The following is an 18,958-nucleotide window of genomic DNA, read 5'->3' as shown; positions in this document are numbered from 1 at the left end:
CCGACCGACAGGCAGAGTGTTCGCGGACCGGCGCGAGGCCGGCCGGGAGCTCGGGGCGCGCCTCGCCGGGACGTATGCGGGCCGCGACTTGCTGGTGCTCGGGCTCCCCCGCGGCGGGGTGCCGGTCGCCTACGAGGTGGCTGCGGCGCTTCGGGCGCCCCTCGACGTGTTCGTCGTGCGCAAGCTCCGCGCGCCGTTCAACCCCGAGTTCGCCATCGGCGCCGTCGCAACCGGCGGCGTCACCGTCCTCCATCGCGACGCGCTGGGCATGCTGTCGTTCGACGAAGCCGACGTCGCGCCCGCGGTGGCCCGGGAGCGCGCCGAGGTCGAGCGGCGCGAGCGGCTCTACCGCTCGGGCCGTCCACCCATCGAGCTGCGAGGCAAGACCGCCGTGCTCGTGGACGACGGCATCGCGACGGGCGCGACCGTGGAGGCGGCCGTGCAGGCCGCGAGAGCGCTGTCGCCGGCCGCCGTCGTCGTGGCCGCGCCGACGGCCGCGGTGGATTCGGTGGAGACGCTCCGCGGGGTGGCCGACGACGTCGTGGTGCTGTCCACGCCCGAGCCGTACATCGCCGTTGGCGCGTGGTACGAGCGCTTCCCGCAGCTGCGGGACGAGGAGGTCGTGGAGCTGCTGACGCTCGCCGACGGGCTGGGCCGGGACGGCGACTGACGTCACCCGCTGAAAAAAGGTGTCCGCTGAAAAAAAGTGTCAGACACCTTTTCCGGAAAAAAGGTGTCTGACACCTATTTTGGGGGACACCTTCTTCGGGGAAGATCGGGCGCGGTGCCGCTTGCGGGCAAGCCGCGCCCGAATGAAGGCCCGTTACGCGGCCTTTATCGCAATATGCTTGACCTTCTCTTGCGCCTCCTTGGTCTTGGGCAGCACGATCGTCAGGACTCCCTTGCTGAACGACGCCTCGATATTGGTCGGGTCGACCGCAGCCGGTATCTCGATGCTGCGGCGAAACGCTCCGTAGGCGCGTTCACGCCGGTAGTAGTCCTTGTCCTTCGCTTCCCGCTCTTCCTTCTTCTCGCCCCTGATCGTCAGGGTGCGGTCCGATAGCGTGACGTCGACGTCCTGCTGGTCCATGCCCGGCAGCTCGACTTTGACGTGAAAGGCCTTGTCGTCCTCGCTCACGTCGAGCTGCGGGACGAGCTCTCTCCGCGCCCAGTAGTCCGGCAACGGCCACGCGCGGAAGCCTTCCCGCCACATGCCCTCGAACAGCCGATCCATCTCCCGGTGCAACGTCTCGATCTCGCGGCGAAAGCTCTCGAACGATCGCTCCTCCGGTTCTCCGCGACGAAGACCACCCCATCTCCAAGGTACGATGTCTCCGATCGGCATGGCCACTCCTCCTTTACGTAAGTTCAACTACGTATACGTATGGCCCAGGACCCGCGGACCGGTCGTGCCGGACCGCCGGAGCCTACTTCAACGTAGCACCGCGCACTCGGAGGACAATACGAGGATGTACCTAGCCTAGTGTGGCGTCCCGCAAATACTTGCGGGACACGATACTAGCTTCGCAGCGCCGCGAACGCCTCGGCGATGGTCGGCGGAGCGGTCGGGCGGGCATACATCGACTTCAGGTACTCGCTCAATCGCGGTGTGCCGTCGAGCAGCTTCACTTCGTTCGCCCAGTCCAGCGTGTACGCGGCGTTGAAGTCGGCCACGCTGAGCCGGTCGGCGACGATGAACTCGCGCTCCTTCATGTATCGACACGCCGAGCAGCGACCGCGTTCGAGCCGCAATCGGAGCACGCAACGTTTTGGGGTCTCGCCGGAGGGCGAGCGCAAGAACAGTCGAGGGATCGAACGCTTCGCTTCAGAGCGTATGCCGTGCCCGCTTCGCTTCGTCCTTGCGCCTCGGCAGCTTCCAGCCCGGCCGCACGAAATGGCAGGTGTAGCCGCCGGGATTCTTCAGGAGGTAGTCCTGATGCTCGGGCTCGGCCTCCCAGAAGTCGCCGGCCGGCACGACCTCGGTGACGACCTTGCCGGGCCAGAGCCCCGATGCGTCGACGTCAGCGATCGTGTCTTCCGCGATGCGCTTCTGCTCTTCGCTCGTGTAGAAAATCGCCGATCGGTAGCTCGAACCGATGTCGTTTCCCTGGCGATCGAGCGTGGTCGGGTCGTGAATCTGGAAGAAGAACTCGAGGATCTCCCGATAGCTGACCCGGGCGGGATCGAAGATGATCTCGATCGCTTCCGCATGCCCTTCATGGTTGCGGTACGTGGCGTTGCGGACACGGCCGCCCGTGTAGCCGACCCGCGTCGACAGGACGCCGTCGTGTCGACGAAAGAGATCCTGCATGCCCCAGAAGCATCCGCCGGCGAGAACTGCGCGTTCCTTATTCATCGCGTTCCTCCACTTGGTCCGAGTATGCGGTTCGCCCGATACGATGTCGACGTGAATCCCGGCCCCCTTATATTGCCGCTATATCGCCGCTCTATCCTTCCCCGGGAAGCGGGCCTGGTGGTACGCATCCTGCATGCTGGACCGCACCCCCGCCGGCGTCGGCCGGGGGATGAGTCGCCGCCGCAGCGGGCGGCGGCGCGGATATCCGATCGGCTGGATCGAGATCACTCGCAAGGGGGAGTACGACGATGCCCGTTCAGATCAACGCGGTGCGCGTCGCTTTGCCGTGCGCCGTCGCCGCCGCTGCCGCGCTGCCCTGGGCCCCGGCCGAGGCGCAGCTCGAGGAAATCATCGTTACCGCGCAACGCAGCGAGCAGTCCTTGCAGGACGTCGGCGCGGCCGTCTCCGTGGTCGGCAGCGACCGGCTTCAAAGCGCGCGGATCAACACGCTGGAGGATCTTCAGATCGCGGTCCCGAGCATCACGCTCGGCAACGACTTCAACATGGCGAAGCTTTTCATTCGCGGCGTCGGCGCCAATACGTCCACCACGGGCAGCGAGACCGGGGTAGCGGTGCATGTCGACGGCGCGGTGATCGCCCGCGCGGAGGCGCAGCTCACGTCGCTGTTCGACCTCGAGCGCGTCGAGGTGCTGCGCGGCCCCCAAGGCACGCTCTACGGGCGCAACGCCGTGGGCGGCTCCGTCAACCTGATCACGAGGAAGCCGACCCCCGAGTTCGAAGGCTACGGGCAGGTGACGCTCGGCGATTACGATCAGCTCGACATCGAAGGTGCCTTCGGCGGCCCGATCACCGACCGGGTACTCGGGCGGTTCGCGTTCAAGTCGGACACGCGCGACGGATTCGGCGTGAATCCGGTAACCGGCAACGACGTCGACGACCTGAACCGCCGCATGGCGCGCGGCCACCTCGAGCTGTTGCCGTCCGAAACGGTTAGCCTGCTGCTCACCGGCGAGTACTACACGCAGCACGACGCATCGCGGGCACTGAAGTTCAGGGCGGTCAGCTACCCCGACGTGGAGCGGCTGAGATCGCCGGGCATCGGCGGCTATGCCGTCGATCCCCGCGACCTCGCCTCGGAGTTCGATCCGGAGAGCTTCGCGGAGACGTGGGCCTTGACGGAGACCTTGGAGTGGCAGGTGGGCGACCGCTTCACGTTCAGGAACATCACGAACTACCGCGAGTACGAAGGCTTCATCACGCAGGACCTCGACATTTCCGCGATCGTGAACAGTCAGGCCACGACGGGCTTCAACACTACCGTGCAGCGCCGCGACGTCGAGGCCGATCAGTTCAGCACGGAGTTTCAGGTCAATTTCGACACGGATCGGGTCAATGCGGTATTCGGGCTCTTCTATTTCGAGGAGGACCAGGAGCCGGTGGACACGGTGGGTCTCGGGCCGCTGCTGGGGCAGGAGCACATTCTCGACGTCATGGCGAACCCTGCCGTCGGCGCGTTCCCGCCGATCGGACCCACTGGGCTCGAGATCGACGGTGAGTTCGTACCGGAGGTGCCGATCGATCCCGCGTTCGCCCACGATCTCTGCGACACGTTCGAGCACATCGGCGGCGGCATCGACCGCGAGCGTCCGCTTCCGCCGAAGCGCGTCTGCATCGAGTCGGACCTCGGCACCGAGGTTTGGGCGCTGTTCGGCCAGGCCGTCATCGCCGTGACCGACAATCTCGCGGTCAAGGTCGGCGGGCGCTACAACGACGAGACCCGCACGTCGGCGAATCCGTCGTTCGTCGTGGCGCGCAACGGCCTCGGGCCGATCATCATCACGACCACGGAAGGGACCTCCGTCGAGCGCTCCTTCGACGACTTCACGCCGACGGTCGGCGTCGAATGGCGACCGGGCGGCGGCGGCGGTCCGCTGCTCTATGTGACGGCCGCGGAAGGCTTCAAGGCCGGCGCCGGCGAGAACGCGGCGGGAAGCACGATCATCGTGGACCCGGAGACCGTCGAGAACATCGAGATCGGCTACAAGACCACGCTCGCGGACGATCGCCTGGCGTTGAACGTTGCTGCGTTCACCTACGAGCTCGAAGGCCAGCAGATCAACAAGACCGTCGGCGGCGGGCCGGCCGGCTTCAGCACGATCTTCGAGAACGCCGCGCAAGCGTCGGCCGACGGCTTGGAGGTCGAGCTCCTCGGGCAAATCACGGATCAGCTCCGGCTCTTCACGTCGGTCGCGTATCTGGATTCACAGTACGACGATTTCCTGACCTCCGATCCGTTGAATCCCCGCAACGTGGCGACGCCCGGCCCGCCCGGCTTCCCCGACGATCCCACGGGCTTCAATCCGAACGAGCCGGAAATTCAACTCGCGGGCAACCCGACCCGCAATTCGCCCAAGTGGTCGGCGAACCTGCACGTCGAGTACGACATCCCGGGGCAGATCGGCGGCGGCGGCCTGACGTTCCTCGGCGACGTCTTCTATCGCGACGACGTCTTCTTCACGGAGTTCAACCGGCTCCTCGAGGGCGCCGAGGCTTACACGATGGTGGATCTCGCGCTGCTTTACAGGCCGGCGGACGAGCAGTTCTCCGCCGAGCTTTGGGTGAAGAACGCGAACGACGTGGATCGCGCCACGAGCACGTTCGCGCTCTCCACGGCGCGCACGATCGGCGTCACGTATCTGCCTCCGCGCACCTGGGGCGTGAGCCTGCAGTACGACTTTTGAGCGCTTGCGAGCACCGCGGACCCGTTGCCTCGCGGCCATGCGACGCGAAAGCGCGTGAGCTCCCAGTCGCGCACGAACACCCGCACGGCATAGAGGTTCATGAGGTGCCCTCCCCGCGAGGCAGCCCGGTACGGAGAAGCAGCCCGTTCCGGTCACTACGCCGCCTTTGGGCGCATTCTCTCACAGCGGCACGAGCGCCTCATCTCGTCACTCGGGCGACGGCGAATCGTGAGCCCGAAGCCAATCGAGCAGGTCCCCGAGATTCGCCGTCGCGAGCCCCACGCATGTATCGGCGCAGCCGTAGTACATCCGGATCTCGTCGCCGACGAGCGTCCAGCCGCACGGGAACACGACGTCCGACACGTCGCCCGCGCGCTCGTAGCTCTCGCGCGGCGCGAACACCCATTCGTTCGAGCGCCTGATCACGCGCCGCGGATCCTCGAGGTCGAGCAGCGCGAGCCCGAGCCGATACAGGCAGCCCGCGGCCGTGCTGCGCACACCGTGGTACAGGATCAGCCAGCCTTCGTCGGTCTTCAGCGGCGGCGGCGACAAGCCGATCTTGTTCGCGTCCCACCAGCCGCCCTGACGGGCGCGCAGCAGGATCTCGTGATCCCCCCAGTGCTTCAGATCCGGAGAGAAGGAGATCCACATGTGCGCGCCGAGCGACATCGCGCCCGGCACCGGCCGGTGGATCAAAGCCCAGCGCCCCTGGATCCGCTCGGGGAACAGCGCCGCGTCCTTGTCCTCGGGCGCCATCACGGGGCCGAGGCGCTCGAAACACACGAAGTCGGACGTGGCCGCGAGCGACACGAGCGGCCCGCCGCGCGAGAACGCGGTGTAGGCGACGATCCAGCGGCGCTGCTCCTCGAGATACGTGATCCGCGGGTCCTCGATGCCCCAGATCTCTTCCGGATGAGTCGCGGGCGACGGCTCGAAGGTCGGTGTCGGGCCGATCCGCCACCCGCCGATGCCGTCCGCGCTGCGCGCGACGGTGAAGTGCGAGAAGCCGCGCCTGTCCTCGACGCGCAGCAGCAGAATCGTCTCGCCGTTCACGATCGCGGCGGCCGGATTGAAGACGCTGTTTGCGCGATAGTCGAGGTCGTCGACCGTCAAAATCGGATTGTCCGGATGCCGCTTGAAGACCTCGGGCGCCGTGCTCGCCTCCCTTCGATCCGGAGCCGCGGCCGCCGGCCGCGTCATTGCTTTCGCTTCCGTCATTCGCTTGCCCCGTTCACTCACGTCACGATGCATTGCGGAGCCGCGCGCCGTAGAGCTGCGCCTGGCCGTGCTGCCACTCGAGCTCACGCGCGGCCGTGAGCTCGTGCATCTCCGCGAGCGCGTGCAGCCACGCGAGCGTCGACTCGGCGCCCTGGTTTTCGTTTACGCTCGAGTGACCGAGCCCGTCGCGGCATCCCCCCGTGCTCTCGTCGCAAAGCGGCACGCCGAGGTCGTTATAGCCGACGAACCAGCGATAGGCTCGGGTGGCCTCGCCGATCCACGTCGTGTCGCCGGTCGCGCGGTAGGCCGCCGCGCACGCGGCGATCGACGTGTCCGCCTCGATCGGCTGCTGGGCGAACCGCGCACGCGGCCCCCCTCGGCGGTACCAGCCGTCGTTGCCGATCGGCACGAAGCGTCCGTCGATCGTCTGCACACCCATCAGCCACCGCAGCGCCGCGGCGCCCGCAGCGATCATGTCCGCACGCCCGAGCGCATCGCCCGCAGCGATCAGGCCGTGCGGCAGGATCGCGTTCGCGTACGTGAGCATCTCCTCGGGCCACGGCCACTCGGCGTCTTCACGGCTCGCGCCGAACGCCTCGAGGAGCCGCTCGCCGAGGCGCCGCAGCGCGCGCTTCACGCCGCGATCGCCGGCGAATTCCTTGTGCGCGGCGGCGAGGCCGAGCAGCGCCATTGCGTGGGCGCGCAGATCCGGCACGGTCCCGATGTGTGACAGCGCCGCGCGCAGCAAGGCGATGCATTCGCCTTTGATGCGCGGATCTTCCGACTCGGCGGCCGCGACGCCCGCGGCCCACATCCCGCGACCGTGGCAGTCGGGCGACCCGGCCTCCTCCAGCCATCGGCGGTCGTAGCCGAGGAAGTTGCGGAACGCGCCGCGCTCGGCGTCGAATGCGTGCTCGAGGAACGCGAGATAACGCACGATCAGTTCGTCGAGGGCCGCAGGATCCTCGACGTGCCGCCGCAGCTTGAGCGCGACGATCAGCGCGCGGGCGTTGTCGTCGGTGCAGTAGCCGTGCTCGCGCTGCGGCACGAAGGACTTCGCGTGCTGCAGAATGCCGACGTCGTCCGTGAGGCGCTCGAGATGCGCGAGCGGGACGGCGGGCAGCGCCTGGCTCCGATCGCGCTCGGTTTTGGCGGCAAACGCGGCCCTCGGCCGCGTGCCCCGCTCGCGACGCACGCGATCGAAGAGCTCGACGTAACGGGCGCCGACCGTGGGCCACGTGTGCGAGCGCGTGTACATGTAGGCGCGTTTTCGCACCGCATGACGTTCGCGCTCGTCGTCGAGCAGCCGGGCGATCGCGCGTGCGAGCTCGTCCGGATCGCCGAACGCCACCAGCTCTCCGCGACGATCCGCGAGCATCTCGGCGGCATGCCAGTACGGCGTCGAGACGACCGCCTTGCCGGCTCCCATCGCATAGGCCAACGTGCCCGACACGATCTGGTCCTTGCTCGGATACGGCGTGACGTAGATGTCCGCGGCGCCGAGCCATTCGCAGAGCTCGGTCAGATTCACGAATCGTTCGTGGAAGATCAGGTGACGGTCGACGTCGAGCTCCGCCGCGAGCCGCTGCAGCGAGCGCCGGTACGACTCGCCCGACGCCTGGCGAACATGCGGATGCGTTGCACCCACGACGACGTAGACGGCGTCCGGATGCGCGGCGGTGATCGCCGGCAGCGCGCGAATCATCGTCTCGATGCCCTTGCTCGGGCCGAGCAGCCCGAACGTCAGGATCACCTTCCGGCCGTCGACGCCGAACTGATCCTTGTAGAAGTTCGGATCGACGAACGGCAGGTCCGGGATGCCGTGCGGGATGACCTCGACACGCGACGGCGGCACCGCATACACCTGCTCGAGAAACCGACGGCCCGTGTCCGTCATTACGACCAGCCGATCGCTCGCGTCCGCGATCTCGCGGAGCACGTCGCGCTGACGATCCGACGGCTTCTCGAGCACGGTATGCAGCGTCGTGACCACCGGCATGCGCAGCTGTCGCAGGAGCTTCAGCAGATGCGTGCCGTCCGCGCCGCCGTAAAGGCCGAACTCGTGCTGCACGCAGACGGCGTCGACGAGATTCATGTTGAGGAAATCGGCGGCCTTGCCGTAACCGTCGAGCACGTTCTGCGGAATCTCGAACTTGACCTCGTCCGGATAGGCATATTCGTCACTGCGGTCGTTCATCGCGACGATGTCGACCTCGGCTTCGCCGGTGGCGGTGATCGCGGCGGCCAGATCCGCGCTGAAGGTCGCGATGCCGCAACGCCTCGGCACGTAGCTGCCGATGATCGCGACGCGCGTCGCGCCTTCGTGACGGTACGGCCGGAGGCGGCGGATCGCCGCCCCGCTCGAGTCGGCGCTCATGATGCTCGTGTCCCTCCGTTGTGTGGCTGCGGCGAAAGAAAAATCGTGTCAGACACCTGTTTCCTCGTGTCAGACACCCTGTTTCGGGGGACGAGCCGCGCGGGCCCGTCCGGCGGCCCGCGCTTACCTCCCGCGTTGCGCGGGCCGGTCTCTCTCAGGCGGAAACTCCCTCCTCGCCCGGAGGGCGGTTCCACGACGGCCGCGAGCGCGTCTCGCGGCGACGTCGAGCTTCTCGACGGACTTGAGGAATCGCTCCACGTCGAAGTCCTCGTAGAGCAACGATTCGTCGATGACGTTCAGCGGATCGTTGGATACGCCGGTCGTTCGACTTCGCATGATTCGTCCTCCGTCATAGCTTCGGACGCGGGTCACAGTCGTCGCGCGTCCGATGTCTCCTGAGCGTCTTGCCTCCTGCTCCGGCCTCCGGAGCGTCTTCGAAGCGGTCTCCCTCGCGGGGACCGCGTGAGTAGTGCCCTGGCGGAAAGGGTGTCAGACACCATTTTTCCCCCCGCCTCGGGCTAGAAATCGGTCTCTTCCACGCGCTCGACGATCCTGCGATCGTGCAAGGGACGCGGCTTCACCTCTTGCAGCCTCCTAGTCAAGCAACTGTTTAGTCTAGGATTTTTCGCCGATTTGGCACTCCAGATCCGAGAGTGCCAGGAAATATAGGGACGGTTTTCGGAGTGTCAAGGCCGGGCGGACAACATGGAAGGTGGCGCGCCCGGAGAGATTCGAACTCCCGACCCCCGGCTTCGTAGGCCGATGCTCTATCCAGCTGAGCTACGGGCGCGCTGATGGCTGGGCGCGGGCGGGAGCGGCCCCGCCCGGGGACCGCCATTCTAGCCTAGCCGTCACGCATCCGGCGACATCGGCCCCCACAGGCTCTCGAACGCCCGCCGGACGAACTCCCGCGGGTCGCCCATCTTCGCGTCGAACTCCTTCGTGGGCTCCGCGGCGATCGCCTCGTCCGGGCTGCGCCCGCTCCTCAGCAGGTCGCGGAGGCGCTCGTAGACCGTCGCGTACATCTCGTGCTGGGCCTCGAGCTCGGCCCGATCGACGACCGGGCCGTCGGCCGGCACGATCAGGGTCTGCGCGTCGGCGATCTCGAGGAGCTTCGCCTGCGCGTCGACGAGCCCGCCGATCCACGCGCCAGTCCACCAGTCGATGAACGCCCAGCCCTTGCCCGTGACGGCGCCGCCCGCGGCGAGCACGTTCGCGCGTTCGAAGTGCACGTAGATGTCGCCGTCCGTGTGCGCCTTCGGCAAGTAGCCGTAGCGGATAGCGCCGCGAGCGCTGTCGAGCTCGCCTTCGGTGTAGAAGGTCTGGTTCGGCTGCCCCTCGGGCGGCAGCGGCGGGAACGTATGCTCCGGCGCCCACGGCCACGTGACGTCCGTGGTCAGCCACAGCCGCGTGTTCTCGTGCGCGATGATCGTCGCGCCGGCCTTGCCGAGCGGCACGTTCGAGCCGGTCTGCTCCGGGTGCCAGTGCGTGTTGAAGAGCGTGCGGACCTCGGCGCCGGTCTCCCGCCGCATGGCGTCGAGCAGCCCGGCCGAATGCGACGCGAGGCCGCCGTCGACCATCACGACGCCGTCCGCATCGGGCATCGCGATCACGTTCGCGCCCGCGCCCTGCATGAGCAGGAGTCCGCCCCGAAGCGGGGACACGGAAATCTTCCCGCCCGACGAGGTCTGCGCAGCCGATGGTCGGAGTAGCCCCGGCGCCACGCAGAGCGCCGCTGCCCCTTGCGCGGCGGCGCGAATGAAAGCTCTGCGGGTCGACGAGGTCATGCTGCGAATCCCGACGGACGCCTCAGCGCCCGAGCAGCTCCTCGAGCACGGCAGCCGTCTCGGGATGCGCCTCCGGCGCCCCGCGGCGTACGCGGTAGTTACCGCTCGCGTAGTCGAGCGGTGTGCGCCCGGCCGCGTCCTTCACGTCGAGCTCCGCCCCGTTCGCGGCGAGGAACTTCACGACTTTCGTCCAGCCCTTCTGCGCGGCCGCATGGAGCGCGGTCTGCCCGTCGGCGTTCCGGGCGTTGATGTCGGCGCCGGCCTCGAGCAGCACGCGCAGCGCCGCGATACCGTCATCCTCGGTGTTGAAGCGCCCGCGGGTCGGGTTGTCGCTGTGCCCCATGCCGGCGGCCGCCATCAGCGGCGTGATGCCGGCTTCGTTCGGCAGATCGACCCGCGCGCCGTGCGCGAGCAGCAGCCGAATCGCCTCGAGATTGTCGCCGACCTTCGACGCGCGCAGCAGCGGCGTCGCGCCCGTGGTCAGGACTGCGTTGTCGCCGCCGCGGTCGAAGATCACGTTGCGGTACGGCGGACGCCATTTGAGCTGAATGTTCGGGTTCGCGCCGCGCTCGAGCAGCATTCTGATGACCTCGAGCGCGGTCGTCTCGTCGGTCGAGGGCACGTCCGGCCGACCGCCGCGCGGCAGCGTGCTCAGATCGACCGCGGCATAGAGCGGCGTGCGGCCGTAGAAATCCCACTTGTCGACGTCGGCGCCCGCCTCGATCAGATAGGCCGCCGTGTCGAAGCGCATGTTGATCAGCGCGAGGACGAGGGGCGTGACGCGGTCGGGATCCGCCAGATCGATGTCCGCCCCGGCTTCGACGAGCACGCGCGCGCCATCCACGCAGCCCTCGCGCGCGGCATAGAGCAGCGGCGTGAAGCCTCCGCGGTGAAGATCCTTGGGCCGCGGCTCCGCGGTCACGCGCCGCTGCCAGTTCCGCACCGCTCCGCGGGCATCGACCTCGGCCCCGTGCTCGATCAGGAGCCGCATCATCTCGGGATGGCACTGCACCGCCGCCCACATCAGCGCGGACTGCCCGCCCCAATGCTCCGTCGCATTCACGTCGGCGCCGGCATCGAGCAGCAGCTTCGCCGCTTCCAGATCGCCGGTTCGCGCCACGGCCATCAGCGCGGTCTGGCCCTCGGCGTTCGGCGACTCGGGATCCGCGCCCGCGTCGAGCAGCAGCCGGATGATCTCGGCGTTGCCCGTGACGGCGGCTTCCGCCATCGGCGTCGAGCCGAAGTCGTTCTCGACGGAAGGATCGGCACCGGCATCGAGAAGCCGCTCGACGAGCGCGACGTCTTCCCGGTACACCGCCCAGTGCAGCGGCGTCGTACCGTTCGCCTCGGCGGCGTCGACGTCGGCGCCTCGCGCGATCATCTCGAGCGCTGCAGCGCGGTCGCCGGTCTTCACGGCGTCGACGAGCGTACCGGCCGCAAAGCCCGCCGGCGTCCACGCGAGGAATGCCGCGGCCGCGAAAGCGAGCGGCGCGAACGCGATACGAGCCGCCGCCGCGCGCTCGGTACCGCGCCGCGCGCCTCGAGCGCACGGATCGTCTCGACGTCGAACGGCGAAAGGCGGCCGGAAGCGCGCAATCACGAAGCTACACCTCGGCGAATTGCCCCGTGCTGTCCCCGATCGACTCGACCGGCACGCCCGCCCGGTCGAGCAGCGTGACGAGCAGGTTCGCGAGCGGCGTGTCGGCGGGGTAGCTCAGATGCTGCCCGCCCTTGATCCGGCCGTAGGCGCGGCCCAGCACGGCCGCCGGCAGAGGATCGTGGTTGTGCCGGTTGCCGTCGCTCATGTTGCTGCCGTAGAGCAGAATCGAGTGATCGAGCAGCGAGCCGTCGCCGTCCGGCGTGCTCGCGAGACGCTCGACGAATCCGGCGAAAACCTCCGTGTGGTACGTGTAAACGGTGGCCAGCCGGTCGATGTTGCTGGGATTATTGCCGTGATGCGACAACGGATGGAACGCGTCCGGCACGCCGACGTTGTTGAAGGTCCGCATGCTGACCTCCTTGCCCATCATGAACGTGACGACGCGCGTCAAGTCCGCCTGGTAGGCGAGCGCGATCAAGTCGAACATGAGCTTCACGTGCGCGTCGAAGTCGTTCGGCACGCCGACCGGAGCGGGCGGCACGTCGAGGCCGGACATGTCGCGTTGCGCGGCGCTTTGCACCCGCCGCTCGACCTCGCGCACGGAGTCGAGATAGTCGGCGACCATCGCGCGGTCGGGCACCGCGAGCTTGCGTTGCAGCGATGCGGCTTCGTCCGTGATCGAATCGAGCAAGCTCTTGGTCTCGACGACGATCATCTTTCGCTCCTCAGGCGTGTCGCCGCGGCCGAAGAGCTGATAGAAGACCTTGCGCGGGTTGTACTCCATCGGCAGCGGCTGCGTCGGCGTGCGGAACGAGATGGTGTGGCCGTAGCTGCACCCGTAAGCGGGATCGCACGGGCCGCCGCCCTCGGTGGAGAGCTCGAGCGACGGGAACGTGGTCTCGGCGCCGAACTGCTGCGCCGCCACCTGATCCACGCTGGTGCCGGCGACAGGGCTGTGGCTCACGGCCGGCGTCGCGCAGTTCAGCCACGTGCCGGCCGTGATCGCATGCGGCGTGGGGCTCTCGGCCGCGCGGTTGCGCAAGTTCGAGACGATCGTCAGCGCACTCTTGAACGGCTCGAGCGGTGCGAGGATCTGCGGCAGCTCGAACTCGGTGCCGGTCGTCGCCGGCGTCCAGCGGGCCATCACGGAGCCGTGGGGGACGTAGACGAAGCCGAGCCGCGGCCGCGGCTTCGCGGCCGTCTGCGCGAGCGCCGTCGCGGCCGGAATCATCGCGTCGAGCAGCGGCAGCGCGATCGCCGCGCTCGCGCTCTTCAGGACGGTGCGCCGGGACAGTGCCTTCTTCGTCACGAACATTCGCCTATCTCCTCATCCCATGGGCCGCGAGCCACGAGCCTATTCGGCGTCCGTCGCCGACGTCGTCGCGACCGAAAGGATCTCCGCATCCGCGGGCGTCTCCTCGATCTCGTAAAGCTGGAACGGATCGCTCCGCACGAGCGCCGCGACGATCGACGAGAAGCGATAACCGTTCTCCTCCGCGTGCCGCACGATCTCGCGAACCGTCGGCATGTCGTAGTACTCGATCCGGCGGCCGAGCGCGTACGTCATCAGCTTCTCGACGAACGTCTGCACGAACTGCTCGGGGCGGCGGACCAGGGCTTCGCGAAGATCCTTCGGCCCTTCGAGAACGGTGCCGTCGGGAAGCTGGCCGGTGGAGTCGATCGGCGTGGCCGTGAATTCCTCCACGTCGCGCCACACGCCGACGCCGTTGAAGTTCTCGAGCGCGAAGCCGAGCGGGTCCATCACGCCGTGGCAGCCGTTGCAGCTCGGTTGCGAGCGGTGCTCCTCGAGCCGCGCGCGCACTGTAGGAAAGACCTTCGTCGCCGGGTCGATCTCGGTGAGGAGCGCCTCGACCTCGGGCGGAGGAGGCGCCGGCGGCGCGCCGATGATGTTCTCGAGAATCCAGGCGCCCCGCAGCACCGGCGCGGTGCGGTTCGGATAGGACGTGACCATCAGCACGGCCCCCTTGCCGAGCAATCCCCAGCGCGCGGGATCCTCGAGCGTGACCCGCCGGAAGCGGTCCCCCTTCACGGTGTTGATGCCGTAATGAACGGCCAGGCGCTCGTTCAGGAACGTGTGGTCGGCCGTCAGGAGATCGACGATGCTGCGGTCGTCGCGCAGGATGCTGTCGACGAAGAGCGTGACCTCCTCGACGAATTCCTCGCGAATGTCCCCGTCTATGCCGACGACGCTGCGGTGGTTCGCCGCGTACGGGTAGACGTTCGGATCGGGATCGATCTCGTCGAGCTTGCTCAGCCCAAGCCACTGATATGCGAAGTTCGATGCGAGCGTCTTCGCCTTCGGGCTCGCGAGCATGCGCTCGATCTGCGCTTCGAGCACGCCCGGATCGCGAAGCCGGCCCGCCTCCGCGAGCGTGAGCAGCTCGTCGTCGGGAATGCTGCTCCACAGGAAGAACGAGAGCCTCGACGCGAGCTCGAGATCCGTCAAGCGGTAGATCGAGTCGGTTACGCGGTTCTCCGGCCGGGGGACCGCGGCGCGATAGAGGAAGTGCGGGCTCGCTAGCATGCGCGTGATGCCGGCGCGAACGCCCTCCTCGAAGCCACCGTGGCGCGCCCCGGAATCATAGAACTCGAGCAGCACGTCCAAGTCGGAGTCGGTCAAGGGCCGCCGATACGCGAGCCGCGCGAGGCGCGCGAGGATGCGCTCGGCGCACGGCCGCTCGTCCTTCGGGTGCTCCGGATAGCAGCTGAAGATCCGCTCGCGGCTCGGCGTCGGGCTCAAGCCGGTGGGGGCGAACGGCCCCCGGACCTCGAAGCCCGTCACGCGCATCAGCCGGTCCATGCCGCCGCCCGGCACGAGCGGCGAGAGGCGCGAATCCGACTCGGCGAAGCTCCGCGCGAGAAACGTGACGCCGACGTCGTGCGGCCCGGCCGTCGTCTCAAACCTTATGCCTTTCAGTCGAGCACGGATCGCATCGGCGGCCGGCGACTGATCCTGGTCGATCCACTTCAGGTCGTCCGGACCGCCGATGTGCGTCCGGTAGATCTCGGCGCCGTCGAGCGTCACGAGCACGGTCTGGTAATGCTCGGTGCCGAGGAAGTAGATGTCCTGGATCATGTCCTGGATGTTGATCTCGTACTCGCCGTCGGCCGGAAACCAGTGCTCGACTGCCCAGCCGCCGCGGGTGCCGAGCGGCAGCCCGTCGACGTGGAAGGTTTGCTTGCCCTCGGCATCCGCCGGGCGGAAGTACTGCTTGCTGCCCGGCGTCGGCGCGGCCTCCCCCACCGCCAGCACGGCCACCTCGCGGGCGGCCGAGACGTACTGATTCAGGAATGACGGCGTGACCTGCAGAACGCTCGCCACGTTGTCGAAGCCGTCGCTGCGCTCGTCGCGCGGCAGCATCTCGGAGGCATCGATCGGCAGCGCGAGCAGATCCTCCACGGCGTTCTCGTATTCCTTGCGGTTCAGCCGGTGGAGGGCGACGCGGCCGGGATGGGGATCCGACTCGGCGGCCGCGTCGAGCGTGCTCTCGAGCCACTCCACCAGCGCGTCCACGCCGGCCTGCTCCGGCTGCGGTGCACCCGGCGGCGGCATCATCCGCGCGCGCAGCTTGCGCACGGCCTTTTCGAAGATCTCGGGCTCGTGCGGGACCGACGCGGGGTCGAGCGCATCGAACGCGATGTTCGCGGTGAGATCGATACGGTTGTGGCAGTCGACGCAGTAGCTGTCGAACAGCGCCCACGCCTCTTCCGTGGATTTGCGAGAAGCGCCGTGGAAAAAGTACCCGCCCGCGATCAACGCGAGGCCCACGCCGGCGGCGGCAACGGCTCGATATCGCATCTACGTCCTGTCGTGCGCCGGCCCTGCCCCGAAGGGCAGGAACGGCATCTCAAGCTCCGTTCGGCGAGCGCTGCCCGGCGCCCGCCCGATCTTCCCTCGCCTCAGTTCCTGAAGTTGAAGCCCACCGTGTAGGTGCGCCCGACGACACTGTAGATGCTCGGGAGCCCCATCAACTTCCCCGGGTTCTCGTCGAAGACGTTCGTGACCATACCATAGACGGAATAGGTCCGACCCTGGCGGTCGAGATCGTACGTCACGCGGAAGTTCGAGACCGAATGCGACGGGACGGTGTTGTCGTCGATGTCGATGCCTTCCTGCCATAACGCGTCGACCTTCGCCGAGCTGACCCAGCGCTCGGTCCATCCGAGACTGAGCGGACCGCGCCGATACGACGACACGAGCGTCACGTTCCACGGCGGCGCGACGCCGGCCTCGCCCGCACGATCGATCTTCGGCGAGTCGAACGGCGTCGTCGACGCCTCCGTCAGATAGCTGCCGACGGCGCGGAACACGAGGTCGCCGGCGCCGATCCCGCGCCGATAGCTCGTCTCGATGTCGACGCCGCGCGTCCTCGCCTCGTCCACATTGATGTAGACATTGAAGATGCTGTCGACCGTGCCGTCGGGCGCGCGCACGATCTGATCGCAGAACGAGCCGAACTCGAAGCAGTAGTCCATGATCCGCTGGTTGCCGATCTGCGAGATCGCGCCGTTGATCTTGATGTCGTAGTAGTCGACCGAGAGACCGAGCCCCGGCACGGCAACCGGCTGAAACACGAACCCGAAGGTGATCGTGTCGGAGTTCTCGGGCTCAACCTCGGGATTGCCGCCGATGACGGTGCGGATCGTGTAAGTCGGCTCGTCGGGGAGGAACCGGTCGGTGATGTTCGCGCCCGTGCTCGTCACGTCGAACCGCTCGGACAGGCTTCCCGCGCGGATGTCGCGGGAGCGCGTGAGCCGGAACCGCCACGCGTCCGTGATCTGCCAGTCGAGCCCGACCTTCCAGGCCCAGACGCCGCCGCTGCCTTCGTAGTCGGCGAAGCGCGTGGCGAGGCTCAGATCGAGCGCCTGGGCGCCCGCGGCGTCGCGCGCCAGCGGGATCGAGGTCTCGCCGAAAACCTCCCACACCGAGAAGCCGCCCTTGATGGTGGGGCCGCCCGCTCGGTCGATCAGGTTGTAGCCCTCGTACACCGGCGGGAGGCCGCGATAGAGCAGGTTGCCGTCCTCGTCGAAGGCCGTGACCGGCCCGTTCGGCGGCACCGGAATCGGGCTGCCGCCCGCGTTCCCGCCGACCTGGTCGAGCCGGTCCTCCCGCCAGCTCGTGCCGGTGGCGACGAAGATCGGCCCGGCCCAGCTTTCGGCGACCTCGCCGTCGACCATGAACTCGGCCGCATGCTGCGTCACGTCGGCATTCAGCCACATCGAATCGTGGACCCAGTCGCGTGCCGCCTGGCTCTCGTTACCGAGGCCGAAGACGTTGATCGGCACGCAGCCATCGTCCGGCTGGATCAGCGTGGACGCGCAGATGATCTCCCCGCTGCTCAGATCCCGGATCGCGTCGACGCCGCGGAAGAACCGGTCGACGCGGAAGCCGTAGAGCTCGAGATCACGGTTCGCCGCGCCGTATTGGTAGTAGGCGTTGTATCGCCAGCGCTCGCCGAGGCCGCCTTCGACGGCCGCCGTGATCGAGACCATGTCGCCGGTCAGCGGCGCCTTGGCGTTATTCAGCGGATCCCGCTCCGGAATTTGCTTGTGCAGCTGGAAGGACTCGATGCCTTCCTCCTGCATGCGCGTGCGGATTTCCTCGGGCAGAAACGGGTTGTCGTCGTAGATCGTCAGCGCCCACGGCGTGGTGAAGACGTAGCCGAACTTCGCGTTCTCGATCTTGTTGTAACCGTAAAGACCCTGAACGTAGAACTGCGTGTCCTCGCCGATGTCGATGCTCGCACGCGCGAAGAGGCTGCCTCGCTCCTGCCCCGCGAGCACCATGTCGTCGCGGTCGCGCTGGTCGCCGCAGCCGCCGACCTGCGAGCCCGCAATCTCGCCTTCGGCCTGCGCACGCAGCGCCCCCGAGTCGAGGATCTCGCCGTCGCAGAACTCGGCCGGCGTCCCGTCCTCCAGGAACTGGATGCCCGCGAGCGGGCCGGTGCGGATCAATCCCCCGTAGGTGTACGTGCGCGACTTGACGTTCGCCACCCGGATTCGCTGCGGCAGCACGTTCGGCTCTCCAGCCGCGTTCGTGCCGAAATTGATCGTTCCCCAGCTGTCGAACCAGTCGCGGTCGTCGTAGTTCGGAATGCCTTCCGCGCGGTAGTACTCCGCGCCGACGACCACATGACTTCGCTCGCCGACCGGAAATCCACCCGCGAACGACGCGCGCGTGTTCTCGTTGTCGCCGACGTCGCTGATGCCGCCCTGGAGGTTGCTCGAGAAGCCGGTGAAATCGCTGTCGATGATGAAATTCGTGACGCCCGTGATCGCGTCCGAGCCGTAAGCCGCCGACGCGCCGCCGGTGACGACCTCGGTGCGCTCGATCAGCATCTGCGGGAACATGTTGATGTCGACGGTGCTCAGCCGGTTCGACGGCACGACCCGTCGGCCGTCGAGCAGCACGAGCGTGCGGTTCGACCCGACGCCGCGCAGATTCAGCGTGCTTTGACCGCCCACGGTCGTCCACGAGCCGGCCGTCTCCACCGTGTTGTTGTTCATGAAAAGCGGCAGCTGGTCGAGCGAATCCATCAGCGTGCCGGGGGCGAGGTACTCGAGCTCGTCCGCGGTCATCACGGTCACCGGCGTCGGCGTGGTCATGCCGGTGCGCTGAATACGCGTCCCGGTGACTTGAATCTCCTCGATCGCAGCCGGCGGCTCCTGTCCGTGAGCGACCCCCACCGCGGCCGACGCGAGCGCCAGGCTCACCGCGGCGCGCAGCACACCGCCGCGATTCCTAGCATCGAGCGAACCTCCCCATTGCGCGGCGCCGCGGCTCGCGCGATCTTCACGTCGAAACATCGTTCCGAGCGTCCCCCCTTTTTCGAGCACCGGTCTGGTCGGGCGCGAGCTCGCGTCCGCCGGCCGAATTGTCGTGTATGAGCCCCTGTA

The 18,958-nt window shown here is 67.7% G+C and carries 13 protein-coding genes and 1 tRNA gene; 2 read left to right on the top strand and 12 right to left on the bottom strand.

The features are described from left to right. Positions 1-16 precede the first annotated feature (16 nt). On the top strand, positions 17-670 hold the full coding sequence (locus VF329_12320; GenBank protein ID HEX7081789.1) for a phosphoribosyltransferase family protein: 654 nt from the start codon (positions 17-19) through the stop codon (positions 668-670). A gap of 153 nt (positions 671-823) precedes the next feature. Here VF329_12320 and VF329_12315 read toward each other — a convergent pair whose 3' ends face one another. The 3 genes from VF329_12315 to msrA form a co-directional block, all read right to left on the bottom strand. Beyond that, on the bottom strand, positions 824-1,345 hold the full coding sequence (locus VF329_12315) for an Hsp20/alpha crystallin family protein (GenBank protein HEX7081788.1): 522 nt from the start codon (positions 1,343-1,345) through the stop codon (positions 824-826). 173 nt (positions 1,346-1,518) lie between these two features. Further along, positions 1,519-1,713: a glutathione binding-like protein gene (locus tag VF329_12310; protein ID HEX7081787.1), complete on the bottom strand. Its 195-nt coding sequence runs from the start codon at positions 1,711-1,713 to the stop codon at positions 1,519-1,521. Between the two features lie 112 nt (positions 1,714-1,825). Next, entirely contained in the window at positions 1,826-2,356 is a 531-nt protein-coding gene (msrA, locus tag VF329_12305) for a peptide-methionine (S)-S-oxide reductase MsrA (protein HEX7081786.1), read from the bottom strand. A 248-nt stretch (positions 2,357-2,604) separates the two neighbouring features. On the opposite strand from msrA, the gene VF329_12300 reads away from it, so the two are divergent. Further along, positions 2,605-5,058 carry a TonB-dependent receptor gene (locus VF329_12300; protein ID HEX7081785.1) on the top strand — a complete coding sequence of 818 codons (2,454 nt, stop codon included), beginning with the start codon at positions 2,605-2,607 and terminating at the stop codon, positions 5,056-5,058. A 207-nt stretch (positions 5,059-5,265) separates the two neighbouring features. On the opposite strand, the gene VF329_12295 is transcribed toward VF329_12300, so the two are convergent. The 9 genes from VF329_12295 to VF329_12255 all read right to left on the bottom strand — a co-directional run bounded on the left by VF329_12295 (position 5,266) and on the right by VF329_12255 (position 18,868). Beyond that, positions 5,266-6,258, bottom strand: coding sequence for a glycosidase (locus VF329_12295; protein HEX7081784.1), 993 nt, complete (start codon positions 6,256-6,258; stop codon positions 5,266-5,268). Positions 6,259-6,298: 40 nt separating this feature from the next. Then, positions 6,299-8,653 (bottom strand): glycosyltransferase family 4 protein, encoded by a 2,355-nt coding sequence (locus VF329_12290; GenBank protein ID HEX7081783.1) that lies wholly within the window; start codon positions 8,651-8,653, stop codon positions 6,299-6,301. A 123-nt stretch (positions 8,654-8,776) separates the two neighbouring features. Continuing rightward, entirely contained in the window at positions 8,777-8,989 is a 213-nt protein-coding gene (locus VF329_12285; GenBank protein HEX7081782.1) for a hypothetical protein, read from the bottom strand. A gap of 377 nt (positions 8,990-9,366) precedes the next feature. Then, positions 9,367-9,443, bottom strand: a tRNA-Arg gene (locus VF329_12280). 61 nt (positions 9,444-9,504) lie between these two features. Next, on the bottom strand, positions 9,505-10,317 hold the full coding sequence (locus VF329_12275) for an MBL fold metallo-hydrolase (protein HEX7081781.1): 813 nt from the start codon (positions 10,315-10,317) through the stop codon (positions 9,505-9,507). A 145-nt stretch (positions 10,318-10,462) separates the two neighbouring features. Then, positions 10,463-12,040, bottom strand: a complete 1,578-nt coding sequence (locus VF329_12270) for an ankyrin repeat domain-containing protein (GenBank protein ID HEX7081780.1) — start codon at positions 12,038-12,040, stop codon at positions 10,463-10,465. Positions 12,041-12,044: 4 nt separating this feature from the next. Beyond that, positions 12,045-13,355: a DUF1552 domain-containing protein gene (locus VF329_12265; protein HEX7081779.1), complete on the bottom strand. Its 1,311-nt coding sequence runs from the start codon at positions 13,353-13,355 to the stop codon at positions 12,045-12,047. 39 nt (positions 13,356-13,394) lie between these two features. After that, positions 13,395-15,860: a DUF1592 domain-containing protein gene (locus tag VF329_12260; GenBank protein ID HEX7081778.1), complete on the bottom strand. Its 2,466-nt coding sequence runs from the start codon at positions 15,858-15,860 to the stop codon at positions 13,395-13,397. 101 nt (positions 15,861-15,961) lie between these two features. After that, a complete protein-coding gene (locus tag VF329_12255; GenBank protein HEX7081777.1) occupies positions 15,962-18,868 on the bottom strand; it encodes a TonB-dependent receptor in 2,907 nt (968 codons plus the stop codon). Positions 18,869-18,958: the final 90 nt, after the last annotated feature.

The sequence above is a fragment of the Gammaproteobacteria bacterium genome (genome assembly GCA_036381015.1).
Taxonomy (GTDB): Bacteria; Pseudomonadota; Gammaproteobacteria; order Steroidobacterales; family Rariloculaceae; genus ZC4RG20.
This window is presented reverse-complemented; position numbering and strand designations above follow the sequence as displayed.

Bases quoted from the DNA above. Each gene is read 5' to 3' on its own strand.
- VF329_12300 (HEX7081785.1), top strand. From the start codon at position 2,605: ATGCCCGTTCAGATCAACGCGGTGCGCGTCGCTTTGCCGTGCGCCGTC.
- VF329_12310 (HEX7081787.1), bottom strand. From the start codon at position 1,713: ATGAAGGAGCGCGAGTTCATCGTCGCCGACCGGCTCAGCGTGGCCGAC.
- VF329_12260 (HEX7081778.1), bottom strand. From the start codon at position 15,860: ATGCGATATCGAGCCGTTGCCGCCGCCGGCGTGGGCCTCGCGTTGATC.
- VF329_12295 (HEX7081784.1), bottom strand. From the start codon at position 6,258: ATGACGCGGCCGGCGGCCGCGGCTCCGGATCGAAGGGAGGCGAGCACG.
- VF329_12285 (HEX7081782.1), bottom strand. From the start codon at position 8,989: ATGCGAAGTCGAACGACCGGCGTATCCAACGATCCGCTGAACGTCATC.
- VF329_12315 (HEX7081788.1), bottom strand. From the start codon at position 1,345: ATGCCGATCGGAGACATCGTACCTTGGAGATGGGGTGGTCTTCGTCGC.
- VF329_12255 (HEX7081777.1), bottom strand. From the start codon at position 18,868: ATGTTTCGACGTGAAGATCGCGCGAGCCGCGGCGCCGCGCAATGGGGA.
- VF329_12290 (HEX7081783.1), bottom strand. From the start codon at position 8,653: ATGAGCGCCGACTCGAGCGGGGCGGCGATCCGCCGCCTCCGGCCGTAC.
- VF329_12265 (HEX7081779.1), bottom strand. From the start codon at position 13,355: ATGTTCGTGACGAAGAAGGCACTGTCCCGGCGCACCGTCCTGAAGAGC.
- msrA (HEX7081786.1), bottom strand. From the start codon at position 2,356: ATGAATAAGGAACGCGCAGTTCTCGCCGGCGGATGCTTCTGGGGCATG.